We start from the raw sequence: 21,748 nt of genomic DNA, 5'->3' as shown, positions 1-21,748 counted from the left end.
ACAAACCTCCAAGAGGCCCATGCCACGGGGTAATAATCATTTGGCACTGGCTTAACAAGCACCCTGTTGAGTTCTCAAACAACCAACACACACCGTTTATCTTCGCCTCATCTCGAGGCGCCGATTCGCGGGGCGATGTCGCTAATCTACTCGATCGACTTCGCAAAACCAAATCCGGGGATCGGTCCGCATCGCTCGAACTTTCCCAGGCGCACCAATACTCACCCATTCGGGTGATCTCGATTCGCTTGGCTTGGCCTTTGCAGGCCGGCCGATGACCGCTCAGCGGCTCGTCCGGTTCCCTACGGGCCAAGTTACTCTACCCGGTCGTTGTCGCCTCGTCAATCCGTGTCCTACCGGAATCTCCAAGGCGTCCCGCCCGTTTCTTGCGAGACGGAACGTTACGACACCTCGGCGACCAAGAACAAATCGAGGCCGCGTGACAGCCACCACAGCGCGGCACGGCCTTCGTCTACCTGTAACCGAACTCGGCCGTGCCCGGGTCGGCCCAACGGGCGGAGGGCCACCGTGCGGTCCGCCACCGTGACACGCCGTGACGTCCCCTTCGGTAGGACCGGGCGGTTATGCGAGGGTTGAGCACCGTGGTGGGGCGTGTGTTGAGCGGCCGGTACGAGCTGCGATCGGTCATCGGCCGAGGCGGCATGGCCGAGGTGTGGCAGGCCGTCGACGCGCGGCTGGGCCGGCCCGTGGCCGTGAAGCTGCTGCATGACAAGGGCAGCGCCGATCCGTCGCTGCCGAAGCGGTTCGAGCGTGAGGCACGCACCGTGGCGCGGCTGTCGCACCCGAACATCGTGGCCGTGCACGACGTGGGGGTCGACGACGGCACGCCGTACCTCGTGATGGAGCTGGTCCAGGGGCGCAGCCTCGCCGATGAGCTCGCCGCCGGACCACTGGACCCGCGGCGGGCGGTGCGCCTGGCGGAGCAGGTGTGCGACGCGCTGGCGGCCGCGCACGACGCCGGGGTGGTGCACCGGGATGTGAAGCCCGCCAACATCCTCATCGGCGGCGAGGACCGGGTGAAGGTCTGCGACTTCGGCATCGCGCGCGTCACCGACCGGGCACAGACCGCGCTGACCGCCCCCGCCACCGTGATCGGCACCAGCGCGTACATGGCGCCCGAGCAGGTCCTCGGTGAGCCCGCCGACGCCCGCAGCGATCTGTACGCACTGGGCTGCGTGCTGTACGCGATGCTCGCCGGGCGTCCGCCGTTCGTCGCCGACTCGCCGGTCCAGGTCGCCTTGCAGCAGGTGCACGAGACGCCGGTACCGTTGGCGGCCCTGCGGCCCGGATTGCCGGCGCAGCTCACCGCCCTGGTCGGCGCGCTGCTGGCCAAGCGCGCGGCGGACCGGCCGGCGAGCGCGGCGCAGGTCCGCGTGGCGCTGGCCGCCATCGCCGGGCCGGCGCGCGGCGATGCGACGGATCTTCTCGGGCGCGCCCCCGGACCGGCCGCACTCGCGCACGGTCAGGGAACGGCCACGCTGGGCGGTGCGGCGCCGATCCACGGCCGCGCCGCGGTGCGCCCGGCGACGCGCGCGCTGCCCGTGCCCGGCGAGCCGCAGGCACCGGAGCCGCGACGGGGCCGTTCGGCCGCGATCGCGTTGGTGGCGCTCGGCGCTACCGCCGTCGCCGCCCTTGTGTTCGCGCTCGGGACCCTCCCGGGCCGCTCCGGCGACCCGGCCGCGGCGCCCACCCCGGCGCACACGACCCCGGCCGTCCCGTCCACGGACGCGTCCAGCGCGGCGCCGGTCGACACGCCGAGCGAGGAACCAAGCCCGGAGCCGAGCGAGACCGCGAGTGACACGCCGAGTGATGAACCGAGTGACACGCCGAGCGACCCGGGCGGCTCGGTCGCGGCGGTGCTGGCCGCGGCCCGCGCTGCCGTGCAGGCCCAGGCCGGTGACGGGAGCCTGGACGGCCAGACGGCGCGCGAGCTGACCCGCCGGCTCGACAGCCTCGCCCGCGACCTCAGGCGCGGCAACGCCGACCAGGCCGCCACGGATCTGGCGAACCTGCGTGACCGGCTCGACCAGCTGCACCAGGACGGCGCTCTGTCCAGCACCGGGTACACGGCGGTGCTCACCTCGGTCGACCAGCTCGCGGCAAACCTGCCGGTCCCCGGCGACAACGGCGGGCGGGACTGACCCGCCGCGGCGGCGAACCGGCCGGCTCAGGATGCGCCGGGCATGATCAGATATAGATGTGTAACACGATGGACGTGTGCATCGCTATTCTGCGGTGACGCGTTTCCGAATGCGTATCGGCATCGGCACGAATAGCACCGCGGAGGCGCGCCGATGCCTCCTGAATTGATCATTGCCTGCGAGTCCGCCCTGGATCTCGAGGCCACCATGCGACTGCAGATCCCTGCCCTGGCCTGGCAAGCGATCGAGGACGGCGGCTGGCAGCGCATCGTTCACCTGAACGGACGAGGCATTCCGGTCCGGGTCGAGGCCGACGGCAGCGAACTGCATTTCCGGTTCCGGGCCGGAGCGGAACAAGAGGCGTTGCGTGCGCTGCTGACCGCCGCTTTTCGCAATGGTGATCAGGTCGGCGGCCTGGCTCTTGACGGCCATCCGGCATTGCGGGCCCTGCGCCGGTACCACCGCGGCATGATTCTGTTGTCCGGCTCGCCGTTCGAGACGCTCGTGCTGGCCATCCTGGCCCAGGCCCGCCCCGCCGACGCCGTACGGACGGTGTTTTCCCGGCTCGCCGCCGCCTGCGGTGGTGTCACGCCGCGGCGAGTTGCCGCCCTGCCATTGCCTCACCTGGTCCAGTTGGTCAGGCTGGTCGGTGAGGCCAAGGCCGCCCGCCTGCACGCCACCGCGGCGATGCTCGACCGGCGCGGCGAGACGGCGTTCGACCGGCTGTTCGGCGCCTCCGGCCCGCACGCGCTGACGTTCCTGATGTCGTTGCCCGGCGTCGCCACACATACCGCCGCCATCGTGACGACGATCATCAACGACGTCCCGGAGACGGTGCCGATCGACCAGAACCTGCTGCGGGTCGCGTTCCGGCTCGGTCTCACCGATCACGATGGCGGCCTCACCAAGCCGGGTATCCGCCAGGTCGCCGCGGACCTGCTGGCCTACGGCCCGGACCTGGCGCGCGTTCATCCGTTGCTCCAGCAGGTCGCCCTCGATACGTGCACCGTGGGTGTCCCGGACTGTCGACGCTGCTTCCTCGCCGATTCCTGCCGCCACGCGGCCGCTACGGCGTACGGCTGATCTCCTCGGTTGTCGCTTGTACTGTTGGGGTGGAGGGACTGTCCGGACCGCCGCGACCGGGGTCGGCCGCGTGCGCTGACACCGGGAGGGTCCGTGTTCACCGATCCCGCGCAAATATTGCGGTACCTCGAGGTCGAAGGCATCCAGCTCGTCGACGTGCGCTTCTGCGACCTGCTGGGCACCATGCAGCACTTCAACGTGCCGGCCGGTTCGTTCGACGAGAGCGTGTTCAGCGCCGGGATTCCCTTCGACGGCTCGTCGATCCGGGGCTTCCAGAAGATCCACGAGTCGGACATGGTGCTGTACCCCGACATCTCGAGCGCGTTCGTCGACCCCTTCCGGACGGAGAAGACGCTCGCGCTGAACTGCTTCGTCCACGACCCGGTCACTCACGAGCCGTACAGCCGCGATCCGCGCAACGTGGCCAGGAAGGCCGAGTCGTACCTCATCACGACCGGCATCGCCGACGCGGCGTTCTTCGGTCCGGAGGCCGAGTTCTACATCTTCGACTCGATCCGGTTCGCCTCGGCGACGCATGAGGCGTACCACCACATCGACTCGATCGAGGGCTGGTGGAACACGGGCCGGGAGGAACCCGGCGGCAACCTCGGGTACAAGACCCCCTACAAGAGCGGTTACTTCCCGGTGCCGCCGGTCGACCATTTCGCGGACCTGCGCGGCGCGATGGTCGCGCACCTCACCGACGCCGGCTTCACGGTGGAGAAGGCGCACCACGAGGTCGGCACCGCCGGCCAGGCGGAGATCAACTTCAGGTTCGCGCCACTGTTGCACTGCGCGGACAACCTCCAGTTGTACAAGTACATCGTGAAGAACACCGCGTGGGCGGCCGGCCACACGGTGACGTTCATGCCCAAGCCGCTGTTCGGCGACAACGGCTCCGGCATGCACACCCACCAGAGCCTGTGGCTGAACGGGCGGCCGCTGTTCTACGACGAGACCGGGTACGCCGGGCTGTCGGACACCGCGCGGTGGTACATCGGTGGCCTGCTCCGCCACGCCCCGAGCCTGTGCGCGTTCACCAACCCGACGGTCAACTCGTACCGCCGCTTGGTCCCCGGGTTCGAGGCGCCCGTCAACCTCGTGTACTCGCAGCGCAACCGCTCCGCCTGCGCGCGGATCCCGGTCACCGGCGACAACCCGAACGCCAAGCGCGTGGAGTACCGGGTGCCCGACCCGGCGGCCAACCCGTACCTGGCGTTCTCCGCGATGCTGCTGGCCGGCCTCGACGGCATCAAGAACAAGAGCGAACCGCCGGACCCGATCGACAAGGACCTCTACGACCTGCCAGCGAGTGAGTTCACCCATGTCGAACAGACCCCCGGCTCGCTGCCCGAGGTTCTCGACGCGCTCGAGGCGGACCACGAGTACCTGCTCGACGGCGGCGTCTTCACCCAGGACCTGATCCAGACCTGGACCGTCTGGAAGCGCGGCGACGAGATCGAGCCGGTCCTGCTGCGCCCCACCCCGTACGAGTTCGCCATGTACTACGACATCTAGCCCGAAGGGGTACTGCCATGAAGATCTTCACCATCGATCTCAAGAACCAGCCGGGAGAGCTGGCTCATGTCGGCGAGGTTCTCGGGCAGCGCGGTGTCAATCTCGAATTGGGTGGCGTGACCGCCGGCGACCACGGTCTCGTCTTCCTCACCGCGACCGATGAGGACACCGCCCGCGCGGCGTTGGACGCCGGGAGGGTCCCGTACACCGAGCACCCCGCCATCCAGGTGAAGTGTGCCGACCGGCCGGGCGAGGTGGGCCGGTTCGCGCGCAAGCTGACCGATGGGAACGTCAACATCGAGGGCTTGCTGCCCATGTCGATCTGCGGCGGTGAGGTGGTCTTCGCCACCTGCACCGACAACCCGGACGAGGCGCGCCGGATCCTAGGCGACCAGGTCATCGGCTAGCCGGTGACCGCCGGCGACGCGGCGGGCCTTCGGGGTGGTGGCCCCGGGGCCCGCCACGCAGATCGATGCGGGTTCGGCGTCGCTGGTAGCGGCCGATGAGCCGACCCGAGGCCGACACCTTCCCGCCGTCGCCCGCCGCAGGTCGGCGGCCGATGCTTCAGGAGGTCGCGTAGACCTTCTCGACGAACTCGGCGAGCCGGTGTTCGTCGAGGTTGCGGGCCAGGTCGCTTTCGCTGATCATGCCGACCAGACGGCGGTTCTCGACGACCGGCAGCCGCTTGACCTGACGCTCTTCCATCTGACGCAGCACCTCGTTGAGGTCGGCGCTGGCGTCGACCCAGGCCAGCGGACCCTGAGCGAGGTCACGCACCTTGACCTGGCCGGGCTCCCGGCCCTCGGCGATGCACCGCAGGACGATGTCGCGGTCGGTGACGATGCCGTGCAGCCGGTCGTCCGTGCCGCAGATGGGCAGCGAACCCACCCCGAGCTCCCGCATCTTCCGGGCGGCGGTCACGACGCTCTCGTTCTCGTCGACGCACTCGGCTCCCCGGTGCATGATGTCTTTCGCCCGCCGCTGCTCCGGGCGACTCGCCGCCTTCTCGCGAAGCGAGCGCTCGAATTCGCCCAGAACCCGGACCTTGCTGGCGACGGCCTCGTGGGTCGCCTGGCCGGTGTGCTCGGCGTAGCTCGCTTCGCCGATCTCCTGCAGCAGCTTGCTGCGCTGCCGCTCGGCTCGCGTCTCGTCCACTCGCGCCCGGCCCGTCGCCAGGCCACGCTTGGCGGATTCCTTCATTCTCTCGAAGGCCATAATGCCCTCCCTCTCCGGCGTAACCTCAGCGCGCGAGAGCCAAAAATGGGTACCCACTGGCAACGCTACGCCGCCGCCGGCCGGATCAGACGGCCTCGACGCGGGTGATGCCCGCCGCGTGACCCGGGCATGAAAGCCGGGCGGACCGGGGCCTGCCGCCGGTTCAGCCGCGGTAGCGGCGCGATATGGCTGAGCGACGAAGCCGGTCCTGGCTCAGACGGCCCATTCAGGGAAGTCGGGGTGGTCTGACCAGACCGATGCGTCGTTGCGGAGCTCTCGGCATGGAGCCGGCTCAGCGCAGGTCCGGCACCAGTTCGGCTCCCGCGGCTCGTCGTCTTGCACCAGCACCTCGATCGTCTTGCCGTCTTCGCGCCGGTACACCTCATGGTGTCTGCCGTACTCGACCTGACCGCTGGCATAGCCCGGCTTGTGCCGCTCGAGCCGCCGCCGCTTGGCCGCTACCTCGCGAAGCACCCGGGCGGGATCGTGATGGGCGATATGGATGTGCTGGTTGCGGCTGCCCGGCACGACCGCGACCAGCTCACCCCCCTCTCCGTGCACCTGTGCGGGGTCCGTGGGACCGGTGCGGTCGGACGCTCGGATCTCTCGCCAGCCGCCGGGCTGGTCCGGTTTCACGCCCCACACCTGCGGTGCGTACCCGCCCGCCGAGATGATGCTGGCGATCGACTCGTCCTCGGCAAGCCGTGCCTCGATGAACTCCACCAGGTCGTTGGTCATATTTTCGATTCTCCTCAGGCGGTGCCGTCCGCGACGGTAGACCGGATTTTGGCCCCATCCCGGTTCGCGGGTCGGCGTAGCCTGCGTTGGTGAGCACGTTCGCCGGCGACTACACAGCCACGCTCCCGCGCAAGCGGATGGGATCCGGAGTGCTGTTCCGCGACGCCGCTGACCGGATCCTGCTGGTCGAACCGGTGTACAAGGACGACTGGGAGCTGCCCGGCGGTACCGTCGAGGGTGACGAGTCGCCGTACGACGCCGCGCGGCGCGAGGTCGAAGAGGAGCTCGGCCTGACGATGTCGCCCGGCCGGCTGCTGGTCGTCGACTGGGTGCCGCCACGACCGGGTCGTACCGAGGGCGTGATGTTCCTCTACGACGGCGGCATGCTCGGTGCGGAGGCGACCGCGAAGATCCAGTTCCCCGCGGACGAGCTGCGCGGCTGGGCGTGGTGCACGCTCGCCGAGGCGGAGCAACGGTTGTCCCCGCTGCTCGCTCGCCGGGCGGCCGCCGCGCTGCTGGCGGCGACCGACACGGTGACGTACTACCTGGAAGACGGCAGTCGCATCTGCTGATTCGTGTGGACGACCATCAAGACGGTCAGCGGCGGTTGTCGTCGACGAGGTCCAGCAGGGCGCGCAGGGCGGCGCTGGGGCGGCGGGCCGAGGCCGTGGCCACGGCGAAGGTCCAGCTCAGCCGGGCATCGACCGGAACGACCCGCAGGCCCGGCTCGTCGGCGGCCGAGAAGCGCGGGATGAGCGCCACGCCGAGGCCCTCGCGGACGTAGTGCCGGACGGTGGCGATGTCGGCGGCCTCCAGGGCCACGCGGCGGCTCAGGCCGGCGGCGGCGAAGCCCCGGTCGACCTCGGTGCGGTTGCCGTACCCGGGCGGCGAGTCGACGAACGGCTCGTCGGCGAGGTCGGCGAGGGTCAGCCGGGGACGGCCGGCGAGCGGGTGGGTGGCCGGCAGCACGGCGACGATCGGCTCGGCGGCCAGGGTACGCACCGACAGGCCGGTCGGCGCGCGGCCGGACAGCGACAGGAACGCCACATCGAGCTCGCCGCCGAGCAGGTCGGCGGCCAGACCCGCGGAGCCGGTCGGGGCCGCGCGCAGGCGCAGGTCGACGGCCGGGTGCTCGGCGCGGAAGCGGCCCAGCAGGCCGGGCAGGTCGACGAAGCCCACCGAGATCAGCGTGCCGATGCGCAGCTCGCCGCGCAGACCGCCGCGCACCTCGGCGACGGCGTCGCGGGCGGCCTGGGCGGCGTCGATGGTGGCGCGGGCGGCCGGCAGCAGGGCGGCGCCCGCGTCGGTGAGGACGACCCGCTGCGAGCTGCGCTCGAACAGCTGCGCACCGAGCTCACGCTCCAGGGCGCGGACGGCGGCGGAGACCCCCGACTGCACCACGCGCAGCCGCTGCGCCGCCCTCGTGAAGTTCCGCTCCTCGGCGACGGTCACGAAGTACACCAGATGCCGCAGCTCCACGGCCAGCATCATCGCATTTGGTGATGCTGGCCAGCACGAAGATTCGTTGTCGGTGCTGATATCGGCAGGGGACATTGGGCGACATGACCACCGTCCTGTCCCACCCGGCGGTCCCGCGGGCCGCCCGCGTCCGCGGGTTCAGCCACGACCAGGGTTTCTGGGTGATCGCGCTCGCGTTCGCCACGTCGCTGGCGTTCAGCGTCGTGCCGACCCCGCTCTGGGCGCTGTACCAGCGCCATGACGGGTACTCGACGATCGCCGTGACGGTCGCGTTCGCCGCGTACGCGTTCGGCGTGATCGTCAGCCTGTTCCTCGCCGGGCACGTGTCGGACTGGCTGGGCCGCCGCCGCGTGCTGCTCCCGGCGGTCCTGCTGGAGGCGGTCTCCGCGACGCTGTTCCTGACCTCGACGTCGCTCGGCGTGGTGATCGCCGCCCGGGTGCTGTCCGGCCTCGGCATCGGCATGATCACCGCGACGGCGACCGCGCACCTGTCCGAGCTGCACGCCGCCGCCCGTCCCGGCGCCGGCCGTGCCCGCGGCGACCTGGTCGCGACCGTGGCCAACCTGGGCGGCTTCGCGCTGGGACCCATCACGTCGGGCCTGCTGGCGCAGTACGCGTCCGCGCCGCTGCGCACGCCGTACCTCGTCTTCCTGGGACTGCTGCTCGCCTCCGCGCTGGCCGTGTCGCTCGTACCGGAGACCGTCGCGGTGCGGTCGCGCCGCTACCGCCCGCAGCGCGTCGACGTGCCGGCCGAGACACGCCCACGGTACTTCGCCGCGGCCGCCGGCGCCTTCACGTCGCTGTCGGTCCTGGGCCTGTTCACCTCCCTGGCCCCCGCCTTCGTCGCCGGCACGCTGCACCACCCGTCGCGCGTCCTCGCCGGCGCGGTGGCCTCGCTGGTCTTCGGCAGCGGCGCCCTCGCCCAGGTGCTGCTGCGCCGCCGCGCCACACGCGACCAGCTGGCCGCGGGCCTGGCCCTGGTCGCGCTCGGCCTGGCGACGCTCACCGCCGCGGTGTGGGCCGAGTCCCTGCCCGCGTTCCTGGCGGGCGGCGTGCTGGCCGGCGCCGGCGCGGGCGCGCTGCTCAAGGGCGCGATCTCCACCGTGGTCGACCTGGCACCGCCCGCGATCCGCGGCGAAGCCCTCGCCGGCCTGTTCCTCGGCGGGTACCTCGGCCTGGCCATCCCGGTCCTCGGCCTCGGCGTGCTGACCCAGCTGATCAGCGCACCAGTGGCACTGCTGGGCTTCGCCGCCGCCATCGTGACCCTGACCGCCGCGGTGAGCCGCCCCCTGCTCCGCACATAGCGAGAGACCGATCGGCCGGCGTCAGGAGCAAAGGCTCGTCTCGAAGGTCTGGTGTCCCCGCCCGGACTGGCAGCGCGTGGTCCGCTTGCCCGAGACGAACCGGTACCGCCCGTCGTCGCCCCGATCGAACACAACGCGGTAGCGCATCGCCTTGACCGAGTCATCGCCGAGCCTGGTGAGGGTCACGGTCACGACTGCCTCGCCTTTATCGGTCTCCTGGTGGAGATAGACCTCGACTGGGCCGTCGAACCCGTTGTTCAGTGCCAGCAGTTCAGCCGCGGTGGTGTCGGGCGCCGATGCCCAGCCGGGGGCAGCGGAGTCGACGAGTGCGTTGAAGCCCGGGGCGGCGAGCGTGCCTGAGTCGTGGTCGACTTGAACTCGGTCCGGCCACCGGGCGTCGCCCGGAGCCTGTGTGCCCGGCGGGGTCCAGCGGGTCGCACCGGGCTGCTGGACCGGGTCGCTGCAGCCGGCGACGAGCATGAGCACGATGGCGACCGTCAGCGCTCGCACGGCGGTTGATCGGCCTGACAATCCGCGCACCAGAAGTCCCCCGTGACTCATGCCGCGAGAGCGTACTATGCCCATCTCCCCTATTTCCGGCCTGGCTGTGATCGCAGTGGACAACGGCGAATCGTTTCGGATCGGGCGGGTGTGGAACTTGGCTGCGAGACGATCCCTGGGTCGGCAGTTCGGATGGCTGTGGATGGCGTACGCGGTCAGCGCCTACGGCTCCGGGCTGGGCTTCGGCGCGTTGCCGCTGATCGCCGTGCTGGTCTTGCATGCCGGTCCCGCGCAGGTGTCCGCGTTGGCGGCGGTGGGGCCGGCAGTGGGCGCGCTGATCGCGTTGCCGCTCGGCCCGTGGGTGGAGTTCCGCCGCAAGCGACCGGTGATGATCGCGATGGATCTGGTCCGGTTCGCGGTCATGCTGACGATCCCGGTCGCCTACGCCTTCGGCCGGCTCAGTTTCTTCCAGTTGCTGGTCGTCTCGGCCGTGGCCGCCGCGGCCAAAATCGCCTTCACCGCCGCCGGCGGCGCCTACCTCAAGACCCTCGTCCGGCCGGATGACCTGCTCGTGGCCAACGCGCGGTTCGAGTCGACGACGTGGAGCTCCATCGCGGTCGGGCCGCCGCTGGGCGGGGCGGCGATCGGCGTGTTCGGGCCGGTGACCACGATCGTGGCCGACGCGCTCAGCTACCTGCTCTCCGCGCTGGGCATCACGGCGATTCGCGGCCGCGAGGAACCCCCGCAGCGCGCCGGCCAGAGCCGGGTCCGGGCCGGCGAACTGCTCGACGGCTGGCGGCACCTCCTGAGCCATCCCGGCCTGCGGGCGCTCTACCTCAACCAGCTGCTCGTCGCCGGACTGATCATGGCCACCGAGCCGCTGCTGGCGGTACTGCTGCTCGGTGAACTGGGCTTTCCACCCTGGCAGTACGGCCTCGCCTTCGCCGCACCCTGCGTCGGCGGACTCATCGGTTCACGCCTGGCTCCTCGGGTCGTGGCCCGATACGGCCAGCATCGCATCCTCCGCACCGTCGGCACGCTGCGCGCGGTCTGGCTGATCGGCCTCGCCTTCGTCCGGCCCGGGGTCGCCGGCCTCGCGACCGTGATCGCCGTCGAGCTCGCGATCATCATCAGCATGAGCCTGTACAACCCGGTACTGGCCACCTACCGACTGCAGCACACCCCCAACGACCGCATCGTCCGCACCCTGTCGGCCTGGTCGATCAGCGGCGGCGCCGCCATCGCCATCCTCAGCGCGCTCGGCGGACTGCTCGCCAGCGCCACCAGCCCACGCACGGCCATCACGCTCGCGGGGCTGCTCATCCTCGCCAGCCCGCTCCTGCTGCCTCGTCGCCCGGATCCCACACCCGCACCGGACATCGGGCCGGCGACAGCCCATGCCCAACCAGCTGACGCCGCCTAGGACAACAATTTCCTCCTTGACAAGAGAAATTGTCGGTGACAGCCTGGACTCATGCAGGACGTCGCAGTGATCGAGGACGCCGCCACCGCGGAGGTCTCGCTCGATCCCATTCGGGCTCGGATGCTCGCGGAGCTTGCCGAGCCACACACCGCGACCACGCTCGCGACGCGCCTCGGGCTTGCCCGGCAGAAGGTCAACTACCACGTGAAGACGCTGGAGCAGCACGGTCTCGTGGAGTTGGTGGAGGAGCGGCGCAAGGGCAACATGACCGAACGCGTGGTGCGGGCGTCGGCCGCGGCCTATGTGATCTCGCCGGCGGCGCTCGCCGCGGTCGCGCCCGATCCGGCCCGGTCACCCGACCGGCTGTCGGCGCGGTGGCTGCTCGCGCTCGCCGCGCGGCTGGTCCGGGAGACCGGCGCGCTCATCAACGGCGCGGCGCGGGCCAACAAGCCGGTGGCCACGTTCGGGCTCGATGCCGAGGTGCGGTTCGCCAAGCCGGCCGACCGCGCCGCGTTCATCGGTGAACTGACCGACGCGCTCGCCGGAATTATCAGCAAATATCACTCGGAAACCGGTCGTCCGCACCGCGTTGTCGTCGCGGTGCACCCGAGCATCACCGAAGATGCCGACCCGCCAGCAGAGGGGCCCAAGTCATGACGCATCCATTCGAGGTCCGCGGCGAAATCACCGTGGACGCGACGCCCGACCAGGTCTGGGACGCGATCGCGTCGGGGCCGGGGGTCGACTCCTGGCTCATGGGGCGCACCGAGATCGACAGTGGCAGCAAGACCAGCACGTTCGAGATGTTCGGCAACACGTCGACCTCGGCCATCACGGCGTGGGAGCCGGGGCAACGGTTTGCGACGCAGGAAGACAAGAACCCGGACGGCACGTTCATGGCGTACGAGTGGCTGATCGAGGCGCGCGACGGTGGCGGTGCCGTGGTGCGGTTCGTGCACAGCGGGATGCTCGGCGACGACTGGGAAGCGGAATACAACGCGCTGTCGATCGGCGACCACGCCTACCTGAACAAGCTCGCGGTTTACCTCGCGCACTTCGCGCCGCGCACGGCGAAGCAGTCGACGTTCCTGCCCGGGCCGACCACCAAGGACTCGTGGGCGGCGATGACCTCGGCCATCGGTGCCGGCACCGACGCGGCGGACGGGCAGCCGGCCCGGCTCGCCGTGCCCGGTATCGAGCCTGTCGACGGCGTCGTGGAGTTCGTCGGCTCGCCGAGTTTCGTCGGTATGCGCACCGACGACGCGATGTACGTGCTGATCCACGGCTACAACGACGTGATGTTCGCGACCGCGCACTACTTCGACGACCGTGACCGGTCGGCCGAAACCGAGGCGTGGCAGGCCTGGCTGGGCACGCTCGCCTAAGGGGTCTCATCGGGGTGGCGCAACCGACTGCAACGGGGGGTTGTGCGCCCGGAGGGGGCCCTGGCGCGGTTGACCACGCCAGGGCCCCCTCCCGAGACCAGCAGCTGAGCCTCAGTACTTTCCCTTGCACACCCGGCCGAGGTTGTCGTCGATGACCGCCAGCTTGCCGGTCACGTCCGGCGGGTTGGCGGTGGCGTCGCCGAGCGTGCCCTGGATCTCCTCGACGGTCGCCTGGCTCTCCGCGAGCGTCTTGCCGGCCAATCCGCCGCCGCATCCAAGTGTCTCAAAGCCAGCCGCGCTCGGCGGAGGTGTTGATCTCCTCGTACGCGGCATTCCAACTATCGTTGGTGATCATTCGAACACGCAGTGCGATATTGACCATGACAACCGGCCTGCGGTAACCGTACGTGCTCGCATGATGCCAAGATCGTGAACGTTCCCTGCTCGGACCTGGTGATATACGGTCGGTGGGTGAGAACCGAGAGTCACTGGTGGAACGGCGACCGCACCACACGAGGACGTCGCGACGTGTACATCCGCACCGATGGTGAGTCGTGGGAGGTCGAGGCCCGAACCGGCGGCGGCCGGTCGAAGATCTATCAGTGTCCGGGCCGGCAGTCGGCGGAGATTCTGGCTGGGGCATGGATGGACGGGCAGAGCCGATGGCAGGCCGTCGCGCCCTGATCGGCCGGCGTCGGCACTCTGCTCACCGCTAGAAAGCTGGCACCGAGGTCCGGTAGCGGATTCAGGTAGACTGACGGCGCGGCCCGGCCATCGTTGCGGGCCGGGTTCGATGTCCGACGCCACGCGCCGCGGCCGAAACGGTCAGCGCCGGGCGGGACATCCCCTTCGACGTACGGAGCCTTCATGGCGGCACGCCGCCCGCAACAGACCACCTCGCCCACTTCCCCGACCTTCGCCGACCTCGGCGTGCCCGGCGCGCTCGTCCGCGTGCTGGCCGCGACCGGAGTGCACCGGCCGTTCCCGATCCAGGCCGCGACCCTGCCCGACGCACTCGCCGGGCGGGACGTGCTCGGCCGGGGCCGCACCGGATCGGGCAAGACCTACGCCTTCGTGCTGGCGGTGCTCACCCGCTTGGCCGCGGGCGCGGCGCCACGGCGGGCCGGGCGGCCTCGGGCGCTGATCCTGGGACCCACCCGCGAGCTGGCGGCCCAGATCGACGCCGTGATGGCCCCGCTGGCCAAGGCGCTGAAGCTGCGGACGATGACCGTCTTCGGCGGCGTGGCCACCGGACCACAGATCGCCGGCCTGCGCGCCGGGGTCGACGTCCTGGTCGCCTGCCCCGGCCGCCTCGCCGACCACGTCGAGGCCGGCCACGCGCACCTGGACGCCGTCGAGATCACCGTCCTCGACGAGGCCGACCACATGGCCGACCTCGGCTTCCTGCCGACCGTGAAGCGGCTGCTGGAGCAGACCCCGCGCGGCGGGCAGCGCCTGTTGTTCTCCGCCACGCTGGACGCCGGCGTCGACGTCCTGGTGCGGCGGTTCCTCACCGACCCGGTCGAGCACAGCGTCGACTCGACGCTCTCGCCGGTCGCCGCGATGACGCACCACGTCCTGCACGTCCACGCCGACGAGCGGTTCGCCGTGCTGGTCGAGCTGACCGCCGCGCCGGGCCGGACCGTCGTGTTCACGCGCACCAAGCGGGGCGCGAAGATCCTCACTCGCCGGCTCGTCGCGGCCGGCGTGTCCGCCGTGGAGCTCCACGGCAACCTGGCCCAGGCCGCGCGCACCCGAAACCTGCGGGCGTTCTCCGACGGCGATGTGCGCACGCTGGTCGCCACCGACATCGCCGCTCGCGGCATCGACGTCGACGACGTGGCCCTGGTCGTGCACGCCGACCCGCCGGCGGAGCACAAGGCATACCTGCACCGCTCGGGGCGCACCGCCCGGGCCGGCGCGGCCGGGACGGTCGTCACGCTGATGACGGACGTTCAGGCGCCCGAGGTGCGGGAGCTGACCCGCCGGGCCGGTGTCGCGGCGACCACCACCCGCCTGAGGCCGGGTGACGCGCTGCTGCGCGAGCTCGCCCCTGGCGAACGGACGCTGATCCCCGAGTCGGCGCGGACGCTCGCCGCCCCACGGCCCGAGACACAGCGCCACGAGACACAGCCCGCACGGGGCAGCCGGGGCCGGCGCGGCGGCAAGCCCGCGCAGGCCGCATCGGCGACGCGCTCCGCCCCGACAGGAGCCTCCAGTGCGGCGGCCTTCTCCGCCCAGGCCCGGCCGGGCGCTCGCCGCCGAAGCCGCTGAGCGCTACCCGGCTGGACCGAGCACCGGGAGTATCACCGTCAACGCCCCGAACCGCCGGAACGGGAAGCCGCTCGGCGAGCCAGTGTCGCCGAGCGGCTACAAGCGCAGTTGACGCTGTTCGGTGTTCACCCGTCGGAGCCGGGCGAGCATCAGCCCAGGCCGTGCACCCGCTTGTACTCCAGGGCGTAGGCCAGTTTGCCCGGCTTGGCGTCGGAGTACGGCTTGCTGAGCTTGTCGAACTCGCCCTTGTTGGCGGCCTTGCCGTCGTTCCACTGGTCCAGCGCGCCGAGCTGCGCGGCGGTGAACCCGCTGTCGATGGCGGTGTTCTTGGGCAGCGCGGTCATCGTCTCGGTCAGTGTCCTGACGGTGGCCAGGTAGCTGGCGTGATCGTTCGCGTTCCAGGTGGTCAGGTCGATCGGTTTGGCGGCGCGGACCCAGCCGCCCCAGTAGAACTCCTGGAACGGCAGCCCGTTCTGGGCGTAGCCGATGTCGCGGCCGAAGTAGAGCAGGCTGCGGTACTTGTCGTTGGTGAAGTTGGCCAGCCCCACGCTGGTCGGCAGCTTGTTCACCTTGGTCGGGTTGCCCTGCGGGTCACGCAGGTACACCCACTTGTGTGCCTGCATCTGCGCCCAGAAGTCCTGGCGGGTGAGGCGGCTGTAGTTGGCCTGCACCCGCAGCCGGACGTGCAGGTCGGCGCCGCCGTCGGGGGTCTCGTAGAACGACGTGAGCGTGTGGTGCCCGTCGGTGAGGAACGGCTCGCCGCCGGGGCCGACCACCACGGTCTTCATCACGGCGATGCTGTCCGCGGTCTCGGCGCCGACCGCGAGCCGGCACGTGAAGGAGGACGGGTCGTCCAGCCGCGCGCCGGGCGCGGCCGTCGCGGCGGCGATCCGGCCGTCGGCCTCGCACCAGTCGTCGAACTTCTTGTTGATCGCGTCCTTGCCCAGGGTGTAGCGGCCCAGCTTGTAGTAGACCTCGTCGTAGCCCAGTGACGGCTGCGTCGGGTGCACGTCGCCGATGCGGACGTCGAGCAGGTCTCCGGCCTCGGCGCACAGGTACTGCGCGAACGGCGTCTTGCGCTGGTCGTGGCCGCAGAAGTCCGGCCGGGTGCCCGGCGCTCCCGGGGCGGCGAACGCGACCGGCGCGAGCGCGGCGACCCCGGCCCCGATCGCGACGGCGATTGCCGCCCCGAGTGCCGCGGCACGGCGCGACGGCGATCTGAAGCGCATCATGCGTGCTCCTCGCTGGCAGTTTGGATGTTGACGGCGAGCGTGGCGGTGATCATCCAACGTGCGAAAGCGCGACCATGACATGCGGGTGAATCCGAGGGAACGATCTGGCGTCAGCCGCTGCGGCGGAGACCGTCCGATGCCAGGCGATTCGGTGCCGCTAGTTGATCATGCCTGCGTCCGGTGCCAGGACGTCGAAGCTGACCAGCCCGATCACGAGCGCACCGAGGGCTACGCGATAGATGACGAACGGGACGAAGCTGTGGGTTGAGATGTACCGCAGGAACCAGGCGATCACGGCGTAGCCGACGACGAAGGCGATCACCGTTGCCAGGATTGTCGGGCCCCATGCTGGGCTCGCTTCGCCGTCGCCGATCTTGGTCAGCTCGAGAAGTCCCGAGGCCAGTACCGCGGGGATCGCCAGGAGGAACGAGTAGCGGGCGGCGGCTTCGCGCCGGTATCCGAGGGCGAGGCCGGCGCTGATGGTGCCGCCGGACCGGGATACGCCGGGGATCAGGGCCAACGCTTGTGCGAACCCGTAGCCCAGCGCGTGTGGGAGGGTCAGCTCGCTGAGGGGCTTGGTGTTGCGGGCCAGCCGGTCGGCGATGGCCAGCACCAGCCCGAAGACGATGAGGGTCGTGCCGATCAGCCTCAGGTCGCGAAATGCGGTCTCGATGGTGTCCTGGAATGTCAGGCCCAGGACCGCGATGGGAATGGTGCCGGCGATGACGTACCAGCCCAGCCGGGCTTGCGGGTCTCTGCGTCGTTGCGGGGTGTACAGCGATACCGTCCACGCGCGGACGATGGACGCGATGTCAGAGCGGAAGTAGATCAGTACCGCGGCCTCGGTGCCCAGCTGGCTGACCGCGGTGAACGCCGCACCCGGATCTTGCCATCCCAGACCGGCCGACACCAGGCGCAGATGCGCGCTCGATGAGATCGGCAGAAACTCCGTCAGGCCCTGGACCAGGCCCAGGACCGCCGCCTGAAACCAGCCCATCACAGCCCACCCATCGAGCGTTCCACAGTGGACATCACCATCAGGTATCCCTTTCGTCGGTACGATCCCGAGCCGTTCGGGTCGCCCGCGTGAAGCCTTGTTCCGGCGGGTTCAGGACTCATTTCGGCGGTCCTGCGGCGGCCAACGTCGGTGATGCCGGCGTTGGGATCAGGTCACGTCGTCCCACGACGGACGCGCCGCCGGTGGGGCCGCCGGCCCGGCCGTCTCCCGGGCGCCGGTGTTAGCGGCGGCTACGGCGGTCCGCGCGTCGCGGTGTACGTGCTGGGCCGTTTCGCGTACGTCGTCGTAAAGGTCCTGCAGCGGCTTGCGCAGGGCCGCCTCGTCGGCCTCGCTGAGGAGATGCTTGCGCACGAACGTCTTCGGATGCAGATCTTCCAGCCGCAGGTCAGTGCCGAGTTCCCGGCCGAGGTCACCGGTCGCATCGCGGGCCATTTGCCGCACCGTGCGCAGCATCCGCAGCCCGTCGCTGATCGCCTTCGGCAGCCGGTCGGGTCCGAAGACGAACAACCCGACCAGGACGATCACCACCAGGTGCCAGCCGCCCAGGTTCTCCAGACCCATCGTGCCGCCCCTCTCGCGCCCGTGGCGGCAACCCTACCCACGCACCTGGCGGGTCCCGCCTGCCCGCACACTGCCGACCGGCCCAGGCTACGGAGGACAGTAGCCTCACCCCTGGACTGATGGCCAGGGGTGAGGCACGCGAGCAACACCGCCCAGCCGAACCACTGGCCGGCCTGATCATCGCCGCCGGCGGCTGCTACCCCTGGGGCCGTTCGACCGGGAGCCGCGAACGGGTCAGCAGCCCGGCGCCGAGCATTCCGAACAGCGGTACCGCGACCAGCACCAGGACCGTCGCCCACGGCACCAGGAGCGAGAACGGCGTCGACCTCGGCCACTGTCCCGCGGTGGAACGGTTGTGGCTCATCAGGATGGTCAGCGCCGCGCCGGCACCGACGATGAGGCCGAGTGCGCTGCCCAGTCCCCCGATCAGCCCGGATTGGGCGAGCGAGAGTGCCCGCCGGATCCGGACGCTCGCCCCGACCGCAGCCAGGGTTGAGAGGTCCGCACGGCTGTCGGCCGCGGCAAGCCCGGTCGCCGCGCCGGTCGCCCCCAGGGTGATGAACGCGGCGACCACCGCGAGTATGGCAACCCTCGGGTCGGTCCGGCGATGGGATCCGCGCTCGACCGAAGCGTACTTACTGACATCGTTCGAGACGATGAGGAGTTCCTGCTTCAGCCGGTCCTCCTCGGCCTGGCTCGGCATGCGGGTGGTCGCCACGACAACCCCGTTCGGCCGGAAAGCCAGGCCGGCCTTCGTCACCGCCGACGATGCGATGAACATCTGGCCGGCATCACCGTACCCCGTGGTCAGTACATACGCCGGCACCGCGACGGTCGGTAGCTGGTCCGGGAGCTGGGATTGGCCGCTCACACGCGAATCGAGAACCGCCAGCGTGGCCTTGCCGTCCTGCACATAATTCCGATCCCGCACGACGATCCCGCCCGACTTGAGCATCTTCTCGGCCTCGGCCAACTCGGCAGCCGACGCCTGGGTGAGGATTCCGAGTTGCCGCGGATCGTCGACGACACCCATGAGCGAACTGCCCGGAGGGGCTCCGGCCCCGTCGGCATCGCATCGCGGGTCGGCCAGTGCTCGACGCTGCTGCTCCGCGGTGTAGGGCCGGGGGAGATCCAGCATGAAGCAGCGCCGGTCAGGCGGCCGGACCATGAACATGGTGCAGAAGTCGCCGGACGCAACGGTGCCGGCGCAGGTGAAACCGAGCGTTTCAGTGAGGTCCTTCACTGGAAGTGTCGACTTGGCCGCGGCGATCACCGGATTGTCCGCGCCCATCTTGGTCAGGCGCTCGGCATCGTCGACGTAGTCGATCGTGACGTATCCGCTTGGCAAGCCCGACTGGTACATCGCCTCCTCGCGGCCTGCGTTGCTGGTCAGGTAGACGCCGATCGCCACGCTGCTGGCCACCGCCGCCATGACCGCCGAGATCGCGGGAGCGGCGGAGGCCCGGTTGCGTGCCATGTCGCGCAAGGCGATGCGCAGCGACGGGGGCGTGAACGGCCCGAGCCGGGACAGGAGGCCGATCAGTGCGGGAATGCAGAAGATCAGGCCGCATTCGACCATGATCAGGCCGGTGACGAGCGCGTTCGGGCTCACCGTGAGCGCGCCGTACGCACTGCTGGCCGCCCCGGCACCGACGATCGCCATGCCCACGACGAGCCAGCGCCGCCGGGAGCGCAGGATGCCTCGCCGGCCGGCAAGTGCCGCGACGAGGTTGAACCTGGCGGCCGTGAATGCCGGAACCATCGCGGCTAGGGCACCGGCGAGGACGCCGAGCCCGGCGACGCCCAGGAGGGCGAGCGGAAAGACCCGGTAGCCGCCGGCCCGGGCTCCGACGAGGTCGTTCTCCATCACCGGGCGCAGCGCGAATGCGATCGCTATGCCGAGACCGACGCCGAGTATCGCCGCGGCCGCGCCGGCGACCACGCCGTCCGCGAGGACGATCCTGCGCAGGTGAGCCGGCCTGCCGCCGTTGACGGCGACCAACGCGAGATCCCGCTGCCGCTGGCGCGCGCCCACGATGAACGCCGGACCGGCCAGGAGCACGACCTCGAGCAGCACGAGACCGCCGATCACCAGAGCGAGATTGAGTGGCGGAGTACCGGCGTCGCCGTCGATGCCGTCGTTTGGGTACGCGGTCCGGCCAGGAGGCGGAGGATCGCCGTAGACGGCGCGCGACATGACGACGAGGCCTTTGGTGTTCAGCCGCTCGACGTCGCTCCATGTGACGGGGTGTGGGGTGTCGGACAGCCACAGGGTCGATTCCCGGCGCTCAGCGTCCGCGGGCATCGATGCGGCGCCGAACAGCACCACCTGTCCGAGGTCCGCTGGAAACTCGACGATGGCGGTCACCCGCCAGGTGTCCTCGCCGCGGGCGGATCGCACGGTTCCGCCGATACCGACGCCGAGCCGCTCGCCTGCGCGTGCGGTGACCGCGATCTCCTGGGCTGTCCGCGGGGCGACACCCTCTCGGACCCGCACAAGCCCGCCGGTGAGCGGGTCGGCCGCGTCGACGGCGTACGCGTTGAGATCGCCGACACCCGCGGTCGTCCGCAAGGTCACCACCGCGCGATCACGCGGAATGACGCGGCTCCCGGACGGCAGGACCTTCAGCACGCGAGCGGCGTCGACACCCTCGGGCGGTGGACCGGCGGTCTCGCTCGACACGTTCCTACCCCGCCAGTCTTGCAGCAGAGCCCCGTTCGATCGCCAGACCACCGCGGCGTCAGCCGCTCCCGCCTGCCGCGCGAACTCCTCGGCAGGGCGCAGCTGGAACATGTCGAACGTCACCGCCGCGAAGGTGAGTCCGAGAATCGGCACCAGCACCATGCCGATGACCAACGCCGAGCGCCCCTTGTGACGGCGCGCCTCCCGGTACGCGATCCGCAACGCGGCACGCCAGGCGCTCATGTCGTCCGCCCATACACAGCCGATGTCGCCGCACGCGGCATGGCGGTCTCCGCGACCTGACCGTCGCGAAGCACGACGACCCTGTCGGCCCAGCGCGCGAGGCGGGACTCATGCGTGACGATCACCGCCGCGGCCCCTGCCTCGACCCTGGCGCGGAGCAGCCGCATCACGGCCTCGCCGGTCTCCGAGTCCAACGCGCCGGTCGGCTCGTCGGCCAAGACGAGCCGGCGCTTGCCGATGAGCGCCCGGGCGATCGCCACCCGTTGCTGCTGGCCGCCGGAGAGTTGATCGGGAAAGCGGTGCTCCATGCCCGCAAGACCCACCTCCCGCAACGCTTCGACCGCGATCTGGCGGATTCTGCGAAGCCGCCCGCCGTCGAGCTCCAGAGGGAGCGCCACGTTCTCCGCCGCCGTCAGGCTCGGAAGCAGGTTGTACGCCTGGAAGACGTAACCCACCCGCTGCCGCCGCAGCCTGGCCAGTTGATCACGCGATAGGTCCCCGAGCCGTTGGCCCTCGACGTACACGTCACCCGTCGTCGGACGGTCCAGGCCCCCCGCCAGGTTCAACAGGGTCGACTTTCCCGAGCCGGACGGCCCCATGACCGCGAGCAATTGGCCGGCGTCGACCGACAAAGAAACGCCCCGGAGCGCTTGGACCTCGATCTCTCCTCCGCCATGAGTCCGCGTGACCTGGCACAACTCGAGTACAGGCAAGATGAAGGACGTCCTCTTCTAACAGAGACGGTTGAATCGCGGCAGTTTACATGATTAATCAACCGCAATGCAGATCGCGGTCATTGTGTGCCCGTTCGGTCGCGTCGGTCGGGGTCGACCATGTAAGCTCGCGCAGGTCGCCGCGCAGCCACGATTTGCGAACACAATGAAACACCCGGTCACCGGTCCGACTCATCGAGCGAGCCAGACCGAGGA

22 protein-coding genes are annotated in these 21,748 nt (G+C 70.3%); 11 read left to right on the top strand and 11 right to left on the bottom strand.

The features are described from left to right. Nucleotides 1–602: 602 nt before the first annotated feature. Complete coding sequence (locus tag ABT297_RS30345; RefSeq protein ID WP_350555811.1) at nt 603–2,162, top strand: protein kinase domain-containing protein; 1,560 nt, start codon at nt 603–605, stop codon at nt 2,160–2,162. Between the two features lie 84 nt (nt 2,163–2,246). On the opposite strand, the gene ABT297_RS30340 is transcribed toward ABT297_RS30345, so the two are convergent. Continuing rightward, nucleotides 2,247–2,624, bottom strand: a complete 378-nt coding sequence (locus tag ABT297_RS30340) for a hypothetical protein (protein ID WP_350555810.1) — start codon at nt 2,622–2,624, stop codon at nt 2,247–2,249. Nucleotides 2,625–2,630: 6 nt separating this feature from the next. Between ABT297_RS30340 and ABT297_RS30335 the strand changes: the two genes are divergently transcribed. The 3 genes from ABT297_RS30335 to ABT297_RS30325 all read left to right on the top strand — a co-directional run bounded on the left by ABT297_RS30335 (nt 2,631) and on the right by ABT297_RS30325 (nt 5,170). Then, a complete protein-coding gene (locus ABT297_RS30335; protein WP_350555809.1) occupies nt 2,631–3,245 on the top strand; it encodes an endonuclease III domain-containing protein in 615 nt (204 codons plus the stop codon). 93 nt (nt 3,246–3,338) lie between these two features. Continuing rightward, complete coding sequence (gene glnA, locus ABT297_RS30330) at nt 3,339–4,763, top strand: type I glutamate--ammonia ligase (protein WP_350555808.1); 1,425 nt, start codon at nt 3,339–3,341, stop codon at nt 4,761–4,763. Between the two features lie 17 nt (nt 4,764–4,780). Next, on the top strand, nt 4,781–5,170 hold the full coding sequence (locus tag ABT297_RS30325) for a hypothetical protein (protein WP_350555807.1): 390 nt from the start codon (nt 4,781–4,783) through the stop codon (nt 5,168–5,170). Between the two features lie 157 nt (nt 5,171–5,327). On the opposite strand, the gene ABT297_RS30320 is transcribed toward ABT297_RS30325, so the two are convergent. Together ABT297_RS30320 and ABT297_RS30315 are read right to left on the bottom strand one after the other, a co-directional pair. After that, on the bottom strand, nt 5,328–5,978 hold the full coding sequence (locus ABT297_RS30320) for a CBS domain-containing protein (RefSeq protein WP_350555806.1): 651 nt from the start codon (nt 5,976–5,978) through the stop codon (nt 5,328–5,330). Between the two features lie 213 nt (nt 5,979–6,191). After that, nucleotides 6,192–6,701, bottom strand: coding sequence for a DUF6221 family protein (locus ABT297_RS30315; protein WP_350555805.1), 510 nt, complete (start codon nt 6,699–6,701; stop codon nt 6,192–6,194). Nucleotides 6,702–6,805: 104 nt separating this feature from the next. Between ABT297_RS30315 and ABT297_RS30310 the strand changes: the two genes are divergently transcribed. Next, nucleotides 6,806–7,288 carry an NUDIX domain-containing protein gene (locus tag ABT297_RS30310; RefSeq protein WP_350555804.1) on the top strand — a complete coding sequence of 161 codons (483 nt, stop codon included), beginning with the start codon at nt 6,806–6,808 and terminating at the stop codon, nt 7,286–7,288. A 25-nt stretch (nt 7,289–7,313) separates the two neighbouring features. On the opposite strand, the gene ABT297_RS30305 is transcribed toward ABT297_RS30310, so the two are convergent. Continuing rightward, nucleotides 7,314–8,195 (bottom strand): LysR family transcriptional regulator, encoded by an 882-nt coding sequence (locus ABT297_RS30305; RefSeq protein ID WP_350555803.1) that lies wholly within the window; start codon nt 8,193–8,195, stop codon nt 7,314–7,316. An 83-nt stretch (nt 8,196–8,278) separates the two neighbouring features. On the opposite strand from ABT297_RS30305, the gene ABT297_RS30300 reads away from it, so the two are divergent. Next, a complete protein-coding gene (locus ABT297_RS30300) occupies nt 8,279–9,499 on the top strand; it encodes an MFS transporter (RefSeq protein ID WP_350555802.1) in 1,221 nt (406 codons plus the stop codon). Nucleotides 9,500–9,520: 21 nt separating this feature from the next. Here the strand turns inward: ABT297_RS30300 and ABT297_RS30295 are convergent, their stop codons facing one another. Beyond that, a complete protein-coding gene (locus ABT297_RS30295) occupies nt 9,521–10,009 on the bottom strand; it encodes a hypothetical protein (RefSeq protein ID WP_350555801.1) in 489 nt (162 codons plus the stop codon). 148 nt (nt 10,010–10,157) lie between these two features. On the opposite strand from ABT297_RS30295, the gene ABT297_RS30290 reads away from it, so the two are divergent. The 3 genes from ABT297_RS30290 to ABT297_RS30280 all read left to right on the top strand — a co-directional run bounded on the left by ABT297_RS30290 (nt 10,158) and on the right by ABT297_RS30280 (nt 12,808). Further along, on the top strand, nt 10,158–11,423 hold the full coding sequence (locus tag ABT297_RS30290) for an MFS transporter (protein WP_350555800.1): 1,266 nt from the start codon (nt 10,158–10,160) through the stop codon (nt 11,421–11,423). Nucleotides 11,424–11,489: 66 nt separating this feature from the next. Beyond that, a complete protein-coding gene (locus ABT297_RS30285; protein WP_350555799.1) occupies nt 11,490–12,080 on the top strand; it encodes an ArsR/SmtB family transcription factor in 591 nt (196 codons plus the stop codon). Then, a complete protein-coding gene (locus ABT297_RS30280; RefSeq protein WP_350555798.1) occupies nt 12,077–12,808 on the top strand; it encodes an SRPBCC family protein in 732 nt (243 codons plus the stop codon). Before ABT297_RS30285 ends, ABT297_RS30280 begins: the two co-directional genes overlap by 4 nt. Before the next feature lie 111 nt (nt 12,809–12,919). On the opposite strand, the gene ABT297_RS30275 is transcribed toward ABT297_RS30280, so the two are convergent. Then, nucleotides 12,920–13,069, bottom strand: coding sequence for a hypothetical protein (locus tag ABT297_RS30275; RefSeq protein ID WP_350555797.1), 150 nt, complete (start codon nt 13,067–13,069; stop codon nt 12,920–12,922). 210 nt (nt 13,070–13,279) lie between these two features. On the opposite strand from ABT297_RS30275, the gene ABT297_RS30270 reads away from it, so the two are divergent. Further along, entirely contained in the window at nt 13,280–13,492 is a 213-nt protein-coding gene (locus ABT297_RS30270; protein ID WP_350555796.1) for a hypothetical protein, read from the top strand. Between the two features lie 183 nt (nt 13,493–13,675). Beyond that, the gene (locus tag ABT297_RS30265) at nt 13,676–15,082 is read left to right on the top strand and encodes a DEAD/DEAH box helicase (protein ID WP_350555795.1); all 1,407 of its coding nucleotides are present in this window, start codon (nt 13,676–13,678) and stop codon (nt 15,080–15,082) included. 149 nt (nt 15,083–15,231) lie between these two features. On the opposite strand, the gene ABT297_RS30260 is transcribed toward ABT297_RS30265, so the two are convergent. The 5 genes from ABT297_RS30260 to ABT297_RS30240 form a co-directional block, all read right to left on the bottom strand. Continuing rightward, nucleotides 15,232–16,314: a ParB-like protein gene (locus tag ABT297_RS30260; protein ID WP_350555794.1), complete on the bottom strand. Its 1,083-nt coding sequence runs from the start codon at nt 16,312–16,314 to the stop codon at nt 15,232–15,234. Between the two features lie 157 nt (nt 16,315–16,471). Beyond that, the gene (locus tag ABT297_RS30255) at nt 16,472–17,311 is read right to left on the bottom strand and encodes an undecaprenyl-diphosphate phosphatase (protein ID WP_350555793.1); all 840 of its coding nucleotides are present in this window, start codon (nt 17,309–17,311) and stop codon (nt 16,472–16,474) included. A 168-nt stretch (nt 17,312–17,479) separates the two neighbouring features. Further along, nucleotides 17,480–17,893: a twin-arginine translocase TatA/TatE family subunit gene (locus tag ABT297_RS30250; protein ID WP_350555792.1), complete on the bottom strand. Its 414-nt coding sequence runs from the start codon at nt 17,891–17,893 to the stop codon at nt 17,480–17,482. A gap of 196 nt (nt 17,894–18,089) precedes the next feature. Further along, nucleotides 18,090–20,219 (bottom strand): FtsX-like permease family protein, encoded by a 2,130-nt coding sequence (locus ABT297_RS30245; protein ID WP_350555791.1) that lies wholly within the window; start codon nt 20,217–20,219, stop codon nt 18,090–18,092. 596 nt (nt 20,220–20,815) lie between these two features. After that, nucleotides 20,816–21,532 (bottom strand): ABC transporter ATP-binding protein, encoded by a 717-nt coding sequence (locus ABT297_RS30240; protein WP_350555790.1) that lies wholly within the window; start codon nt 21,530–21,532, stop codon nt 20,816–20,818. Nucleotides 21,533–21,748 lie beyond the last annotated feature (216 nt).

Source organism: Dactylosporangium sp. NPDC000555, from assembly GCF_040300025.1.
Lineage (GTDB): Bacteria > Actinomycetota > Actinomycetes > Mycobacteriales > Micromonosporaceae > Dactylosporangium.
This window is presented reverse-complemented; position numbering and strand designations above follow the sequence as displayed.

What these genes read in the sequence shown, in the direction of transcription:
- ABT297_RS30335 (WP_350555809.1), top strand. Translation starts at nt 2,631, where the DNA reads ATGATTCTGTTGTCCGGCTCGCCGTTCGAGACGCTCGTGCTGGCCATC.
- ABT297_RS30325 (WP_350555807.1), top strand. Translation starts at nt 4,781, where the DNA reads ATGAAGATCTTCACCATCGATCTCAAGAACCAGCCGGGAGAGCTGGCT.
- ABT297_RS30320 (WP_350555806.1), bottom strand. Translation starts at nt 5,978, where the DNA reads ATGGCCTTCGAGAGAATGAAGGAATCCGCCAAGCGTGGCCTGGCGACG.
- ABT297_RS30300 (WP_350555802.1), top strand. Translation starts at nt 8,279, where the DNA reads ATGACCACCGTCCTGTCCCACCCGGCGGTCCCGCGGGCCGCCCGCGTC.
- ABT297_RS30280 (WP_350555798.1), top strand. Translation starts at nt 12,077, where the DNA reads ATGACGCATCCATTCGAGGTCCGCGGCGAAATCACCGTGGACGCGACG.
- ABT297_RS30265 (WP_350555795.1), top strand. Translation starts at nt 13,676, where the DNA reads ATGGCGGCACGCCGCCCGCAACAGACCACCTCGCCCACTTCCCCGACC.
- ABT297_RS30260 (WP_350555794.1), bottom strand. Translation starts at nt 16,314, where the DNA reads ATGATGCGCTTCAGATCGCCGTCGCGCCGTGCCGCGGCACTCGGGGCG.
- ABT297_RS30255 (WP_350555793.1), bottom strand. Translation starts at nt 17,311, where the DNA reads ATGGGCTGGTTTCAGGCGGCGGTCCTGGGCCTGGTCCAGGGCCTGACG.
- ABT297_RS30250 (WP_350555792.1), bottom strand. Translation starts at nt 17,893, where the DNA reads ATGGGTCTGGAGAACCTGGGCGGCTGGCACCTGGTGGTGATCGTCCTG.